We start from the raw sequence: 14,193 nt of genomic DNA on the forward strand, positions 1-14,193 counted from the left end.
TCGATCGTCCACCCAGAGAGAACCCTGCCATGAGCCAACCGTCGTCCTCCACAGCCGCCCCCGTCAAGTTCGCCTACTGGGTGCCCAACGTCAGCGGCGGCCTGGTGGTCAGCACCATCGAGCAGCGCACCGACTGGAGCCTGGAATACAACCAGCGCCTCGCGGTCGCGGCCGAGAAGGCCGGCTTCGAGTACGCGCTGAGCCAGATCCGCTTCACGGCCGGCTACGGCGCCGAGTACCAGCACGAGTCGGTGTCCTTCAGCCAGGCGCTGCTGCACGCCACCACCAAGCTCAAGGTGCTCGCAGCCATCCTGCCCGGGCCATGGAATCCCGCGGTGGTCGCCAAGCAGATCGCCACCATCGACCACATCTCCAACGGTCGCATCGCCATCAACGTGGTCAGCGGCTGGTTCAAGGGCGAGTTCCAGGCCATCGGCGAGCCCTGGCTCGAGCACGACGAGCGCTATCGCCGCTCCAACGAGTTCATCCGCGCGCTCAAGGGCATCTGGACGCAGGACAACTTCACCTTCAAGGGCGACTTCTACCGCTTCAGCGACTACACGCTGAGCCCGAAGCCGGTGCAGAAACCGCACCCGGAGATCTTCCAGGGCGGCAGCTCGCGCGCCGCGCGCGACAACGCGGCCAGTGTGTCGGACTGGTACTTCACCAACGGCAACACGCCCGAGGGCCTGAAGGCGCAGATCGACGACATCCAGGCCAAGGCGGCGCAGAACGGCCACACGGTGCGCATCGGCGTGAACGCCTTCGTCATCGCGCGCGCGACACGGAGGAAGAAGCCAGGGCCGTGCTGGAGGACATCATCAGGCACGCGCACGTCGAGGCGGTGCATGCCTTCGGCGACGCGGTCAAGCAGGCCGGCAAGGCATCGCCCGAAGGCGAGGGCAACTGGGCCAAGTCGACCTTCGAGGACTTGGTGCAATACAACGACGGCTTCCGCACCAACCTCATCGGCACGCCGCAGCAGATCGCCGAGCGCATCGTGGCGCTCAAGGCCATCGGCGTGGACCTGATCCTCACGGGCTTCCTGCACTTCATCGAGGAGGTCGAGTACTTCGGGCAGAAGGTGCTGCCGCTGGTGCGCGAGCTCGAGGCGCAACAGGCCGCGCGCGCAGGTCAGCCCGCCCGGGCGGCGCTGGAAGCCGTGGCGTGAGCCTCGCCGTGATGCCCGATCTCTTCTTCGAGGCCGCACCGGTGCCGCTGGGCGTCGACCCACTGGCCTTCGTTCCCGCGGGCCGCACGGTGCCGGCCAGGGAGGACGCCGCGACTTCGGCGGTGTTGCGGCTGGAGGGTATCGACCTGTCCTTCGGCGGCGTCACCGCGCTGTCGCGCGTGGACCTGTCGATCGCCAAGGGAGAGATCCGAGCCGTCATCGGCCCCAATGGGGCGGGCAAGAGCTCGCTGGTCAACGTCATCAGCGGGCTGTACCGGCCCGACTGCGGGCGCGTGTGGATCGGCGGGCGCAGCTTCGCTCATGTGCCGACAGCGCGGCTGGCACGGCTGGGCGTCGCGCGCACCTTCCAGAACCTGGCGCTCTTCAAGGGCCTGAGCGTGCGCGACAACATCGTGCTCGGCCGCGTCGATGCGGCACGCTCCACATTCGTCGAGCAGCTCGTCGGGCTGGGCCGCGCGCGCCGCGAACGCGAGGATGCACGGGCGCGGGCCGACGCGATCGTCGGTTTTCTCGGACTGGGCGCCGTGAGCGAGCGGCTCGCGGGCACGCTGGCCTACGGCCTGCAGAAGCGTGTCGAGCTGGCGCGTGCGCTGGTGGCATCGCCGCAACTGCTGCTGCTCGACGAGCCGATGGCCGGCATGACGGTCACCGAGAAGAGCGAGCTCGCGCATTTCGTGCGCGCCGCCCGCGACGAGTTCGGCACCACCATCCTGCTGATCGAGCACGACATCGGCGTGGTGCTGGGCCTGTCGGACCGCGTGGCGGTGTTCGACCACGGCCGCAAGATCGCCGACGGCACGCCCGCCGAGGTGCGCAGCGACCCGGCGGTGATCGACGCGTACCTGGGCGTCGATCACGAGGGAGAGGGCGCATGAGCGCGGCCGGTGATATTTCTCCTTCCCCCTCTGGGGGAAGGTCGGGATGGGGGCAGGCGGAGCGCCTGATGCAGGCGCCGCCTGCCCCCACCCCAGCCCTCCCGCAGAGGGGAAAGGGGCAACAGCCGATGGCGGAGGCCGCCCGATGACCGCCGCCGACTTCAGCTTCTTCGCCGAGGTTCTCCTCGGCGGCCTGCTCTCGGGCGTGATGTATTCGCTGGTGGCCATCGGCTTCGTGCTGATCTACAAGACATCGGGCGTGCTCAACTTCGCGCAGGGCGCGCAGCTCCTGTTCGCTGCGCTCACCTTCGTGAGCCTGGTCGAGCGCGGCGTGCCCTTCGCGCTGGCCCTGGTGCTGACCTTCGCGCTCATGGTGGCGCTGGGGCTGGTCATCGAGCGCACGGTGCTGCGTCCGCTGGTGAACCAGCCGCCAATCACGCTGTTCATGGCGACGCTGGGCCTGTCGTACGTCATCGAAGGCGTTGCGCAGCTGGTGTGGGGCACGCAGGTGCACGCGCTGGAGCTGGGCATTGCCGACGAGCCGCTGCAGTTTCTGGGCATCATGGTCTCGACCTTCGACCTGTTCGCCGCCGCGACGGCCGCCGTGATGGTCGCGCTGCTATCTGCCTTCTTCCGCTACACCCGCGTGGGCCTGGCATTCCGCGCGGTGGCGGACGACACCTACGCGGCCATCGCGGTCGGCCTGCGGCTGCCGCGCATCTGGGCCACGGTGTGGGCGGCGGCCGGCGTCATCGCGCTGGTGGCCGGCCTGCTCTGGGGCGCGCGGCTTGGCGTGCAGTTCTCGCTCTCGCTCGTGGTGCTCAAGGCGCTGCCGGTGCTGGTGCTCGGCGGCTTCGACTCGATCCTCGGTGCGATCGTCGGCGGGCTGGTGATCGGCGCGCTCGAGAAGCTGGCCGAGGTGTACATCGGGCCCTTCGTGGGCGGCGGCATCGAGAGCTGGTTCGCGTATGTCGCGGCGCTGGCCTTCCTGCTGATCCGGCCCAGCGGGCTGTTCGGCCAGAAACTCGTGGAGCGTGCCTGAGCAATGCGCAATGTTTCCGCACCTTCGTGGGCCTGGCCGGCGGCCGTGCTCGCCGTCGCCTTCGGCATCGTGCCTTTCGTCGCGTCCGGCTATGTGTTCGACGCACTGCTGATCCCCTTCCTCGCGCTGTCGCTGGCCGCGGTGGGGCTGAATCTGCTGACCGGCTATGCGGGCCAGCTTTCGTTGGGCACGGCCGCCTTCATGGCAGTCGGTGCCTTCGCCGCCTACAACTTCAACCTGCGGGTCGAAGGGCTGCCGCTGCTCGCGAGCATCGGGCTCGCGGGCCTTGCCGCCACCGTCGTCGGGCTGGTGTTCGGCCTGCCGAGCCTGCGGCTGCGCGGCTTCTACCTGGCGGTGTCGACGCTGGCCGCGCAGTTCTTCGTGCAATGGGCGCTCACCAAGTTCGGCTGGTTCAGCAACGACAACCCTTCGGGCGTGATCGATGCGCCGGTGCTCGAGGTGGCGGGGATCGTGTTCGACACGCCTGTGCGACGCTACATCTTCTCGCTGGCCGTGGTGACGGTGCTGACCCTGCTGGCATGGCGACTGGTGCGCACCCAGACGGGCCACCACTTCATCGCCGTGCGCGACAACGAGCTGGCCGCGCGCGTGATCGGCGTGCCGGTGCTGCGCACCAAGCTGCTGGCGTTCGCGGTGTCGTCATTCATCGTCGGCGTGGCGGGCGTGCTGTGGGGCTTCGTCTACCTGCGCACGGTGGAGCCCGCGGGCTTCAACCTCGACCGTTCGTTCCAGATTCTCTTCATCGTGATCATCGGCGGGCTCGCGACGATCCGCGGCGCCTTCCTCGGCGCGGCGCTGATCGTGGTGTTTCCGCTGCTGCTGTCGCGCGTGGGCAGCTTCCTGTTCGGCGGCTGGTTCGATTCGGGCGTGCTCGACATGAGCCAGCGCATCGTGCTGGGCGCCTTGATCATCTTCTTCCTCGTCGTGGAGCCGCAGGGACTGGCCGCCCTGTGGGACCGCACGCGCCGGCGGCTGGCGGGCCCTTCCGCAGCCTGAGCGCACCGCGCCTTCTTCCTTTTCCTTCGCATCCCAAGAGCCTTCATCACATGTCCTTCATCAAGCACCTGAAAACCGCGGCCGTGGCCGTCACCCTGGCCGCGAGCGGCCTGCAGCTCGCGCATGCCGACGCGAACGAGCAGTTCTTCCCTCTGCAGAGCTATCGCGTCGGCCCCTATGCGGCGGGGGGCACGGGCTTCTTCGGCGGCTTCATCGACTACCTGAACCTGGTGAACACGCGCGACGGCGGCGTGGGCGGCGTGAAGCTGACCTGGGAGGAGGGCGAGACGCAATACGAGGTGGAGCGCGGCGTGGAGGTGTACGAGCGCCTCAAGCAGCGCCCCGGCATCGCGACCTGGAACCCGCTGTCGGTCGGCATCGCCTACGCGCTGATCGACCGCGTCACCGCCGACAAGGTGCCGCTGCTCACCATCAACCACGGCCGCACCGACACCACCGACGGTCGCGTGTTCAAGTACATCTTCCCGCTGCTGCTGAACCCGTACAGCGAGACCTCCGGCATCGTGAACTACATCGCGGGCAAGGAAGGCGGCGCCGACAAGCTCAAGGGCAAGAAGATCGTGGTGCTGTATCACGGCTCGCCCTACGGCAAGGAGACCATTCCGATCTACGAACTACTGGCGAAGAAGTACGGCTTCGCGCTGCAGCAGATCGAGGTGCCGCACCCCGGCAACGAGCAGCAGTCGCAGTGGCTCGCCATCCGCCGCGCCAAGCCCGACTACGTGGTGCTGCGCGGCTGGGGCGTGATGAATCCAGTGGCGCTGAAGACCGCGCAGAAGACGGGCTTTCCGGTCGACCACATCGTGGGCAACGTCTGGTCCAACTCCGAAGAGGACGTGATCCCCGCGGGCGACGCCGCCAAGGGCTACGTGGCGATCACCACCGTGGCCGCGGGCGCCCAGTACCCGGTGCTGCAGGAGATCACCAAGACCGTCTACGGCGCCGGCAAGGGCAACCTGCAGGACCCCAAGCGCATCGGCAGCGTCTATCACAACCTCGGCGTGCTCAACGGCATCCTGAACGTGGAGGCCATCCGCATCGCGCAGGCCAAATTCGGCAAGCGCACGCTCACCGGCGACGAGGTCCGCTGGGGCCTGGAGAACCTGAAGATCGACGAGGCGCGCGCGGCGGCGCTCGGCGCCAAGGGCCTGTTCCATTCGATCAACGTGACCTGGGACAACCACGAAGGCGACGGCCGCGTGGCCTTCCAGCAGTGGGACGGCAGCAAGTGGAACGTGGTGTCCGACTGGATCGCGCCCGACTGGAAGCTGCTGCGGCCGATCATCGAGAAGTCTTCGCTGGCCTATGCCAAGGAGAAGAACGTGAAGGTGCGCAAGAGCATCGACGACTAGAACCCGGCACGCACTCCATGTCTTCGCCAACCCCCTGCCGGGGGCAACACCAGCGGCCCGGCAAATCCGGTTCCGCGGTGTTCCTGGCTTGATACCCCACTGACCAAGATTTGAAAGCAACGTCCATGTCCGCAGTTCCTCAACCGCCCGTATCCATCCAGCCGGCCGCCAACGACCCCGTGCCCGGCCTGCCGCTGTCCGACACGCCTGCGCACGTGATCCGCGACGATGCCGAGGCCATTGCCGTGGCGCATGCGCTGGCCGCGCAACTGATCGTCGGCGCCTCCGAGCGCGACCGCCTGCGCCGCTGGCCGGTCGAGGAGATCGACGCCTACTCGCAGAGCGGCCTCTGGGCCATCAACGTGCCGAAGGCCTTCGGCGGCGCGGAAGTGTCCTATGCCACGCTGGCCGAGGTGATCGCGATCATCTCGGCGGCCGACCCCTCGCTCGGCCAGATCACGCAGAACCACCTGGGCTTCGTCGCCGCAGTGCGCACGGTGTCCGATGCGGCGCAGCAGAAGCTCTTCTTCGCCGACTTCCTGCGCGGCGTGCGCTGGGGCAATGCGTTCTCGGAGTCGGGCTCCAAGCGTGCGGCCGACTTCGAGACGCGCTTCACCGACGCGGGCGACCACGTGGTGGTGACCGGCAAGAAGTTCTATTCGACCGGCGCGCTGCTGGCGCACTACGTGCCCATCGTGGCCAACGACGAGCAGGGCAGGACCTGGTACGTGGTGGCCGAGCGCAATGCACCGGGCCTCACGGTGATCGACGACTGGTCGGCCTTCGGCCAGCGCACGACGCTCAGCGGCACGGTGATCATCGACCGCGTGAAGGTGCCCAAGACCCACCTGATTCCGGCCTACAGGGGCTACGACGCGCCCTCTGCCGACGGCGCGATCTTCCAGATCATCCAGGCGGCGGTCGACGTGGGCATCGCGCGCGGCACCATCGCGGAGACGGTCGACTTCATCCGCACCAAGACGCGCCCCTGGATCGACAGCCAGCGCGACCATGCGTGGGAAGACCCATACTCGATCCAGGCAGTGGGTGACCTGCAGATCCGCCTGCATGCGAGCGAGGCGCTGCTGGAGCGTGCCGGCCGCGCCATCGACCGCGCGGTGGCCGCGCCCGATGCCGACAGCGTGGCCGCGGCGCAGATCGCGACGGCGGAAGCCAAGGTGCTCTCCACCGAGATCGCGATCCTCGCGACCAACAAGCTCTTCGAGCTGGCGGGCACGCGCTCGACGCTGGGCCAGTACAACCTCGACCGGCACTGGCGCAATGCACGCACGCACACGCTGCACGACCCGGTGCGCTGGAAGTACGCCATCGTGGGCAACTACTTCCTCAACGGCGTCAAGCCGCCGTTCCACGCCTGGAGCTGAAGCGATGACGGCACCCTTGCTGCGCGTCGAGGCGGTCGAGGTGGCGTACCAGGGCTCCATCGTCGCGCTGCACGGCGTGAGCCTGGAAGTGCGAACGGGCGAGATCCATGCGCTGCTCGGCGCCAACGGCGCAGGCAAGTCGACGACGCTCAAGGCGGTGTCGAACCTGCTGCCGGCCGAGCGCGGACAGGTGACGGCCGGGCGCATCGTCTTCGACGGGCACGACACGGGCCGCACCAGCCCGGCCGATCTCGTCCGCCTGGGCCTGGTGCAGGTGCTGGAGGGTCGTCACTGCTTTCGCGCGCTCACCGTGGAGGAGAACCTGCTGACCGGCGCACTCGGCCGCGGTGCACGGCGCGCCGAGATCGCCGGGGACCTCGAGCGGGTCTATGCGATCTTCCCGAAGCTCGAGGCCAGGCGGCGCACGCTCGCCGGCCTTTGCTCCGGCGGCGAGCAGCAGATGGCGGCCATCGGCCGCGCGCTGATGTCGCGCCCGCGCCTGCTGGTGCTCGACGAACCCTCGATGGGGCTGGCGCCGCTGGTGGTGCGCGACATCTTCGAGCAGCTGCGCCGGCTCAACCGCGAGCAGGGCCTGGCGATCCTGGTGGCCGAGCAGAACTCGACCGTGGCGCTGCAGTACGCCGACCGCGCCACCGTGCTCGACGTAGGGACCACCGTGCTCGGCGACGATGCCAGCGCGCTGCGCCGGCGTGCCGATATCCAGTCGCTCTATTTCGGCGAAGGTGCTCGCATCGGCATGACGGCATGACGGCATGACGGCCTGGCGGCCTGGCGGCCTGGCGAGGGCGGCCACGCAGCAGATTCCGCATGTGGTCAGGGGGACTTCTTCGTTCTGCATGCGAACCTTCGCTCCTCGACTCGATGGCTCCCTTGTCGAGCGGTTCCCTCGCTCCTCGAAGCCGTGTGGAATCGCTTGTCATTCCTTCTTTCCGCGTCACCCGCTTGTCCCGCCAATCCCCTCGATGAAGACTTCGGCGGCCTCACACCGGGCGTCTTGGCCCTTGCCGACTCGCTCGCCGCCACCGCCCCCGCGCGCGACACGCGGCTCACCGCCACGCACACGGAGTAGGGCCTCGAGATCGACGGCATCAAGGGCTTCTGCTCGACGCATCGGTCTAGAGCTACGACTCCGCGACCTAGGTCACCAAGGGGTGTACAAGGAGCGCAGCCCTGACACGGGCTGCGGAGAGTGCTCGGGGGCTCCGGGGGGGGGGCGACCCGGGCAATCCGGGATGACGATGCCGCGTTGCCTTCAGGCCCAGCTGTCGAAAACCGTCACGCGGTTCCGGCCCTGGTGCTTGGAAACGTAAAGCGCCCGGTCCGCCTGCGCCATCAGCACGTTCGCCATCCCCGATGCGTTGGGCACGCAGCTGGCCACGCCGAAGCTGGCCGTGATTGCGCGGCGCGGCCATGCCGCGGTCTCCAGGGCGCGGCGGATGACCTCGGCGTTCTCGCTTGCGCGCGTCGCGTCGCAGCCGGGCAGCACCACGCAGAACTCCTCGCCGCCCGAGCGTGAAGCCACGCCTGCGACGTCGACATGGTCGCGGATCACCCGCGCGGCCTGGGCCAGAACCTCGTCGCCGGCCGCATGGCCGAAGCTGTCGTTGATGACCTTGAAATGATCGAGATCGATCATCATCACGGCCAGGGCTTTCTGGCGCGCGATGCAGTCGTCCCACGCCGATTTCAGCTGGCTGTCGAGCCCGCGCCGGTTGGGCAGCGAGGTCAATGCGTCCGTCATGCTCTGGCGCTCGAGGCCGGCCACGGTGCGCCGCAATTCGAGTTGCGCCACGACCTGGCGCGCCAGCGACTGCAGCGCCTTGCGCTCGACGTCCATGAGCGTGCGCGGCTCGCGGTCGATCACGCAGATGGTTCCCAGGGGCATGCCTTCGAGGGACACCAGCGGCGCGCCTGCATAGAAGCGGATGTGAGGGTCGCCGGTCACGAGCGCGTTCTCCGAGAAGCGGGTGTCGAGCAGCGTGTCCGGTACCTCCAGCACGTGATCCGGCTGCAGGATCGCATGCGAACAGAAGGCAAGCTCGCGCGGCGTTTCCGCCACCGGCAGGCCCACACGCGACTTGAACCATTGTCGGCCGCTGTCGACCAGGGAAATCAGCGCGATCGGTGTCCGGCATATCGCGGCAGCCAGCGAGGTCAGGTCGTCATAGGCCTGTTCGTTGGCCGTGTCCAGCACCTGATAGCTCTCTAGCGCCTCGAGGCGGCGGGCTTCATTGAAAGTTGCGGGAGCCGCGCGGTTCATGGTTCCTGCAGCGGAAGTAGAGGAAGGATGCGTGTTCATGGCAGATCGCGCGGCTGTGAACGAAGACCGGTGCCCCGGGGGCGCGCATACCGGGCATCACGGGGCAATCGTAACGTTGGAGGCTGGGGTGAGGCGAGAAGTGCGTTGCCGAGATCGCTTGATTTCGGCCGCGGGGCTCGAAAGCAATCAGATCGCCTCTTGATGTATTTTACATAACACACATTGCCTAATAGAACCGGCGATCATTTTCGCTTGGTCGAGCATGCTTGACGTGTTCGGGACCGTCCCGTGGGAACAATACGTTGATGACTGTTGGCTCGTGCCAAGTGCGTGGTCGACAGCCGCGAGCTTGTCGTCCAGGCCAAATCCACTCCTCATGGATCGCGCCAGGCGTGGTCGCTACCCGCGGATCATGCGGAGCGTTGGTGCGCGGTGTCCGACAGTCTCGGTGGACCGACTCTCACGCCTGGGGTGGCGCGCCGGCATAGGCTCGACTCGGCTTGCATTTTCAGGTCTGATGCATCTTCGCCCACGGCGTACAACAGAAAGAAAAAACATGACGCGCGCTACCGTCCGTGGCACCGACCACTTCGTGCGTGTTCGCGGTGCGCGCGAACACAACCTTCGCAATGTCGATGTCGACATTCCACGCGATGCGCTGGTGGTGTTCAGCGGAATCTCCGGTTCCGGCAAATCGTCGCTGGCTTTCGGCACGCTCTACGCCGAGGCCCAGCGGCGATATTTCGAATCGGTCTCGCCCTTTGCGCGCCGGCTGATCGACCAGGTGGGCGTGCCCGCAGTCGATTCCATCGACGGTCTGCCGCCTGCGGTGGCGCTGCAGCAGCAGCGTGGAACGCCAAGCACGCGCTCGTCGGTGGGCAGCGTCACCACGCTGTCGAGCCTGTTGCGCATGCTCTACTCGCGGGCCGGCGACTATCCGGCGCGCCAGCCGATGCTCTATGCGGAAGACTTTTCGCCCAACACCCCGCAGGGCGCCTGCCCGGTCTGCCACGGACTGGGACGCATCTTCGAGGTGACCGAACGTTCGATGGTGCCGGACGACACGCTCAGCATCCGCGAGCGCGCCATTGCCTCCTGGCCACCCGCCTGGCACGGTCAGAACCTGCGCGACATCCTCGTCACCATGGGCATCGACGTCGACAAGCCCTGGCGCGATCTGCCGAAGAAAACGCGCGACTGGATTCTTTTCACCGAGGAGCAGCCGACGGTTCCGGTGTACGCCGGCTTCACGCCGGCCGAGACGCGCGCGGCGCTGCGCAGCAAGCTGGAGCCCAGCTACCAAGGCACTTTCATCGGCGCGCGCAAATACGTGCTGCACACCTTCGCGACCACGCAGAGCGCGCTGATGAAGAACCGCGTGGCGCGCTTCATGGTGGGCGGGGACTGTCCGGCCTGCAAGGGCAAGCGGCTCAAGCCGGAGGCCCTTTCGGTGCTCTTTGCGGGGTACGACATCGGCGAGATCTCGCGCATGCCGCTGGCGCAGTTCGCGCAGGTGCTGCATGCCGCGGCGGGAGGCGATGCGCCGGACGCGACCGGTAGCGACGCCCGCCCAAATGCGCTGCGCAAGAAGGGAGGTGCACACGCGGCGGCCCCCGACGTGCGCCGAACGCCCAACCAGTCGGCGGAGAAGCGCATCGCAGCGCAGCGCATTGCGCACGACCTGCTGGCGCGGATCACCGTGCTGACCGATCTCGGCCTTGGCTACCTCTCGCTCGACCGCAGCACGCCGACGCTGTCCCCGGGCGAGCTCCAGCGCCTGCGGCTGGCCACGCAGATCCGCTCGAACCTGTTCGGCGTGGTCTATGTGCTCGACGAACCGTCGGCGGGGTTGCATCCCGCCGACAGCGAGGCGCTGGTGGTGGCTCTCGATACGCTCAAGCGCTCGGGCAATTCGCTGTTCGTGGTCGAACACGACCTGGACCTGATGCGGCGTGCCGACTGGCTGGTCGACGTCGGCCCCGGTGCCGGGGAGGAAGGCGGCATCGTTCTCTACAGCGGCCCGCCCGATGGGCTGCGCCATGTGGAGGGTTCGCACACCGCGCGCTATCTTTTTGCGCCGCGCACCTCGTCGCAGCCGTCGTTGCGCGAACCTGCCGGACGGCTGGTGCTGGAAGACATCACGCGCAACAACCTGCAGGGCCTGTCGGTGGCGTTTCCGCTCGGCGTGCTGACTGCGGTGACCGGGGTCTCCGGATCGGGCAAGTCCAGCCTCGTGAGCCAGGCGCTGGTAGAACTGGTGGCCGCGCACCTGGGCCACGAAGCGCCGCCGGTGGACGAGGAGCCGGACGCCGAACCCGGTGCCGCAAGCAGCCCTGGCGGCCGCACCGGCGGGCGCATCGCCGGCGGCATGGAGCACATTCGCCGGCTGGTGCGCGTGGACCAGAAGCCCATCGGGCGCACGCCGCGCTCCAACCTGGCCACGTATACAGGCCTCTTTGACCATGTGCGCAAGCTGTTCGCCGACTCCAAGGCTGCCCGCGCCCGCCACTTCGATGCCGGCCGCTTCTCGTTCAACGTCGCCAAGGGCCGATGTGCCACCTGCGAGGGCGAAGGGTTCGTCAGCGTCGAACTGCTCTTCATGCCCAGCGTGTATGCGCCCTGCCCCACCTGCCACGGCTCGCGCTTCAACGAACTGACGCTCAAGGTGAAGCTGCGCGACCGCACCATTGCCGACGTGCTGGCCATGACGGTGGACGAGGCGCACGCCTTCTTCGAGAACGACGGCGCCATCGAGCGGCCGCTGCGGCTGCTCAAGGCCATCGGCCTGGGCTACCTGCGGTTGGGGCAGCCGGCCACCGAGCTGTCGGGCGGGGAAGCGCAGCGCATCAAGCTGGCGACGGAACTGCAGCGCGCGCAGCGCGGCGACGCGCTGTACGTGCTGGACGAGCCGACCACCGGCCTCCACCCGTCCGACGTGGACAAGCTCATGGATCAACTGGGCGGTCTGGTCGACGCCGGCAACACCGTCATCGTCGTCGAGCACGAACTGCGGCTGGTTTCGGCCTGTGACTGGGTGATCGACATGGGGCCGGGTGCAGGCGCGCAAGGCGGGCGCATCGTCGCGAGCGGCCGGCCGCAGGAGGTGGCCACGGCAACGGGCAGCCGGACGGCGCCTTACCTGGCGCGCTGGATCTTGCCGGACAAGTGAGCGGGTGAGCCCGGGCGCCGGGTCAGGCTTTCTCGCGCTTTGGGTTCGGTACTCGGTTGCTCGCGGCCGGTGCGTCCGCGCACATTGCGTGTTGTCCTCTCCACCCGGCGTTACGAAGCATCGGCGTCAGCTGTACGTTGAGCCGCAGGTGGTCGATTGAGAGCGGTCTTCGAGGCCGATGGACCAAAAGCCTGACGGGTGTCTAAAAACCCTCAAGCCGAAATTCCTTACAGACACGGTCGGGAGATGCACATATGGTGGACATGCTTGCTGCTTGCGCCAATCATCAATCCCGGTGCCACGCCTGTGCCGAGTACGGAGATGCGCATGGATGGCGTGATGCACATCCACACCGGCAAGGCCGGCGTGTGGACTATTTCTATCCTTCAAGCGAAGGCCGCCGACGGCGGCTATTCGGCATCGGCAGAAATCGGCCTCAAGGGGCGATGTCGATGCAAATTGGTCCTGACAGCTCCCGAGTTGTCGGCGCAAGCCGGCCACGAGAAGCTGAAGCAGAAGTGCATCGACTGGATCAACGAAGAAGAGGCAAAGGGCAACGACCTGAGTCGCTCCGCTGAAGCTGAGGAAGCCTAGAGCACAGTAGCCTGGCGCCAGCGGCAAGAGCGGGCGATGAAGAGCCGCGCCAAGCCGAAGAGGCGAGTTCGAGCAAGCTCGCCCCAGTGTCGAGAAGCTCTCGAACTGGCTCGCGATCGGGTCACAAAATGCAGACGCGGGCCTGCAGTCTTGCGGCTCGACATGTCAGCCGCCCTGGGGTCACTCCGGACCGATTGCTGTCGGCCCTGAAATCAGGCGCCGTCCGACTTTCTGGCCGATGGATGGCTCGCCAGCGGCACAAAGGTTTCGTAGTCGCTCTTAGCGAGTGCGGCAATCTCCGCGGCACTCAGTACGCCCGCATAGATGCGGAAGTCCTGCAGGCGGCCGTTCAACGCCCGATGCGGCGTTCAGTTGCGCCCCAGGAAGGCCACCCGGGCGCCCACCTGGCACTGCGGCAGGGTCGTGCAGTTCGCATTCGCCTCTTCGGTGTCATCGAGATAGAGCCGCCCCTTAGCTCCCGAACTGCAGCGCGCCACCGCCGCCCTGGAGCGTGATGTGGAGACTGGACAAGTTATCGGTACCGGCGAACAGGATGCAGGTGTCACAGCGATACCCGTTGGCGTAGGCTCAGACGGACACCGTGAAGTCGTCCAGGTTGCTGAACAGCCCCGGCGGCAATTGGATGCCCGATGACTTGCCATCGAACATGGGCGCCTGGTCCTTGTTGCGCCCTTCGCCCCAGGTCACGCCGTCTACCAGCTTGCTCTCCACGACCGCCGTGGTGCGATCCGGGCGCAGCAGCGTGCCGGTGGAGACCGGGCCGCTCACCCCGTCCCGCGGAATCCGAAAGCGCAGTTCGCCGGGGACTGCGACCAGGATGATGTTTGAACTGGTCCCCGGTGCCCCGGGGCCCTGTGCAATGACCTGGTAGAACCCTGGCTCACCTGTGTCCAGAAGCTGGAGTGCGGCTGGGTTGGGTTGTGCTCAGGCACGTACGGCATGGCGTAGAGCTTGCCGTTCTCGTCCTGCAGGTTGGTGCGCGCCACGTACTCGGCGCGCCGAGAGGAAGCGGTTGTTGCAAAGCCCGTAGAGGTCGTCGCCCTGGTTTCCGGCCATTTCCATCACGTCGCCGCCGAGCGAAATGCCCGGCGTCGACTGCCCCTGGTCGCGCCCGCTCTCCTCCCATTGCCCGAAGTGGCCGGGGTGCATGTAGTACACGCGCGTGCTGGGCCGCGCCGTTACGTTGGCGGCCCTCTTTTTGTACCTACGCTGTGAGCTCGCTAAGGAGAACAGCGCCATGCGCA

The 14,193-nt window shown here is 67.4% G+C and carries 12 protein-coding genes and 1 pseudogene; 9 read left to right on the forward strand and 4 right to left on the reverse strand.

What is annotated here, in order from left to right:
• Nucleotides 1–29 precede the first annotated feature (29 nt).
• The 7 genes and pseudogenes from sfnG (at nt 30) to G369_RS0117390 (ending at nt 7,653) form a co-directional block, all read left to right on the forward strand.
• Nucleotides 30–1,171: pseudogene (gene sfnG / locus G369_RS35940) on the forward strand (dimethylsulfone monooxygenase SfnG).
• Between the two features lie 11 nt (nt 1,172–1,182).
• A complete protein-coding gene (locus tag G369_RS0117365) occupies nt 1,183–2,067 on the forward strand; it encodes an ABC transporter ATP-binding protein (RefSeq protein ID WP_099047483.1) in 885 nt (294 codons plus the stop codon).
• Between the two features lie 145 nt (nt 2,068–2,212).
• Nucleotides 2,213–3,109, forward strand: a complete 897-nt coding sequence (locus G369_RS0117370) for a branched-chain amino acid ABC transporter permease (RefSeq protein ID WP_019655292.1) — start codon at nt 2,213–2,215, stop codon at nt 3,107–3,109.
• A gap of 3 nt (nt 3,110–3,112) precedes the next feature.
• Entirely contained in the window at nt 3,113–4,126 is a 1,014-nt protein-coding gene (locus G369_RS0117375; RefSeq protein WP_019655293.1) for a branched-chain amino acid ABC transporter permease, read from the forward strand.
• Between the two features lie 50 nt (nt 4,127–4,176).
• Nucleotides 4,177–5,499 carry an ABC transporter substrate-binding protein gene (locus tag G369_RS0117380; RefSeq protein ID WP_020723128.1) on the forward strand — a complete coding sequence of 441 codons (1,323 nt, stop codon included), beginning with the start codon at nt 4,177–4,179 and terminating at the stop codon, nt 5,497–5,499.
• A gap of 125 nt (nt 5,500–5,624) precedes the next feature.
• The gene (locus G369_RS0117385; protein ID WP_020723129.1) at nt 5,625–6,884 is read left to right on the forward strand and encodes an SfnB family sulfur acquisition oxidoreductase; all 1,260 of its coding nucleotides are present in this window, start codon (nt 5,625–5,627) and stop codon (nt 6,882–6,884) included.
• Between the two features lie 4 nt (nt 6,885–6,888).
• Nucleotides 6,889–7,653, forward strand: coding sequence for an ABC transporter ATP-binding protein (locus G369_RS0117390; protein ID WP_019655296.1), 765 nt, complete (start codon nt 6,889–6,891; stop codon nt 7,651–7,653).
• Nucleotides 7,654–8,157: 504 nt separating this feature from the next.
• Here the strand turns inward: G369_RS0117390 and G369_RS0117395 are convergent.
• Entirely contained in the window at nt 8,158–9,204 is a 1,047-nt protein-coding gene (locus G369_RS0117395; RefSeq protein WP_126185100.1) for a sensor domain-containing diguanylate cyclase, read from the reverse strand.
• Nucleotides 9,205–9,721: 517 nt separating this feature from the next.
• On the opposite strand from G369_RS0117395, the gene G369_RS0117400 reads away from it, so the two are divergent.
• Nucleotides 9,722–12,334, forward strand: a complete 2,613-nt coding sequence (locus tag G369_RS0117400; RefSeq protein WP_019655298.1) for an excinuclease ABC subunit UvrA — start codon at nt 9,722–9,724, stop codon at nt 12,332–12,334.
• Between the two features lie 327 nt (nt 12,335–12,661).
• Entirely contained in the window at nt 12,662–12,928 is a 267-nt protein-coding gene (locus G369_RS0117405; protein ID WP_026346451.1) for a hypothetical protein, read from the forward strand.
• Between the two features lie 212 nt (nt 12,929–13,140).
• Here G369_RS0117405 and G369_RS38610 read toward each other — a convergent pair whose 3' ends face one another.
• From G369_RS38610 to G369_RS38200, 3 genes are all read right to left on the reverse strand, one after another.
• Nucleotides 13,141–13,281, reverse strand: coding sequence for a hypothetical protein (locus tag G369_RS38610; protein ID WP_019655300.1), 141 nt, complete (start codon nt 13,279–13,281; stop codon nt 13,141–13,143).
• A 235-nt stretch (nt 13,282–13,516) separates the two neighbouring features.
• Complete coding sequence (locus tag G369_RS0117415) at nt 13,517–13,717, reverse strand: hypothetical protein (protein WP_019655301.1); 201 nt, start codon at nt 13,715–13,717, stop codon at nt 13,517–13,519.
• A gap of 156 nt (nt 13,718–13,873) precedes the next feature.
• Complete coding sequence (locus G369_RS38200; RefSeq protein WP_208604394.1) at nt 13,874–14,107, reverse strand: hypothetical protein; 234 nt, start codon at nt 14,105–14,107, stop codon at nt 13,874–13,876.
• Between the last annotated feature and the right edge of the window lie 86 nt (nt 14,108–14,193).

The sequence above is a fragment of the Variovorax atrisoli 110B genome, assembly GCF_000382045.1.
Classification (GTDB): domain Bacteria; phylum Pseudomonadota; class Gammaproteobacteria; order Burkholderiales; family Burkholderiaceae_C; genus Variovorax; species Variovorax atrisoli.

What these genes read in the sequence shown, in the direction of transcription:
- G369_RS0117365 (WP_099047483.1), top strand. Translation starts at nt 1,183, where the DNA reads ATGCCCGATCTCTTCTTCGAGGCCGCACCGGTGCCGCTGGGCGTCGAC.
- G369_RS0117370 (WP_019655292.1), top strand. Translation starts at nt 2,213, where the DNA reads ATGACCGCCGCCGACTTCAGCTTCTTCGCCGAGGTTCTCCTCGGCGGC.
- G369_RS0117375 (WP_019655293.1), top strand. Translation starts at nt 3,113, where the DNA reads ATGCGCAATGTTTCCGCACCTTCGTGGGCCTGGCCGGCGGCCGTGCTC.
- G369_RS0117380 (WP_020723128.1), top strand. Translation starts at nt 4,177, where the DNA reads ATGTCCTTCATCAAGCACCTGAAAACCGCGGCCGTGGCCGTCACCCTG.
- G369_RS0117385 (WP_020723129.1), top strand. Translation starts at nt 5,625, where the DNA reads ATGTCCGCAGTTCCTCAACCGCCCGTATCCATCCAGCCGGCCGCCAAC.
- G369_RS0117390 (WP_019655296.1), top strand. Translation starts at nt 6,889, where the DNA reads ATGACGGCACCCTTGCTGCGCGTCGAGGCGGTCGAGGTGGCGTACCAG.
- G369_RS0117395 (WP_126185100.1), bottom strand. Translation starts at nt 9,204, where the DNA reads ATGAACACGCATCCTTCCTCTACTTCCGCTGCAGGAACCATGAACCGC.
- G369_RS0117400 (WP_019655298.1), top strand. Translation starts at nt 9,722, where the DNA reads ATGACGCGCGCTACCGTCCGTGGCACCGACCACTTCGTGCGTGTTCGC.
- G369_RS0117405 (WP_026346451.1), top strand. Translation starts at nt 12,662, where the DNA reads ATGGATGGCGTGATGCACATCCACACCGGCAAGGCCGGCGTGTGGACT.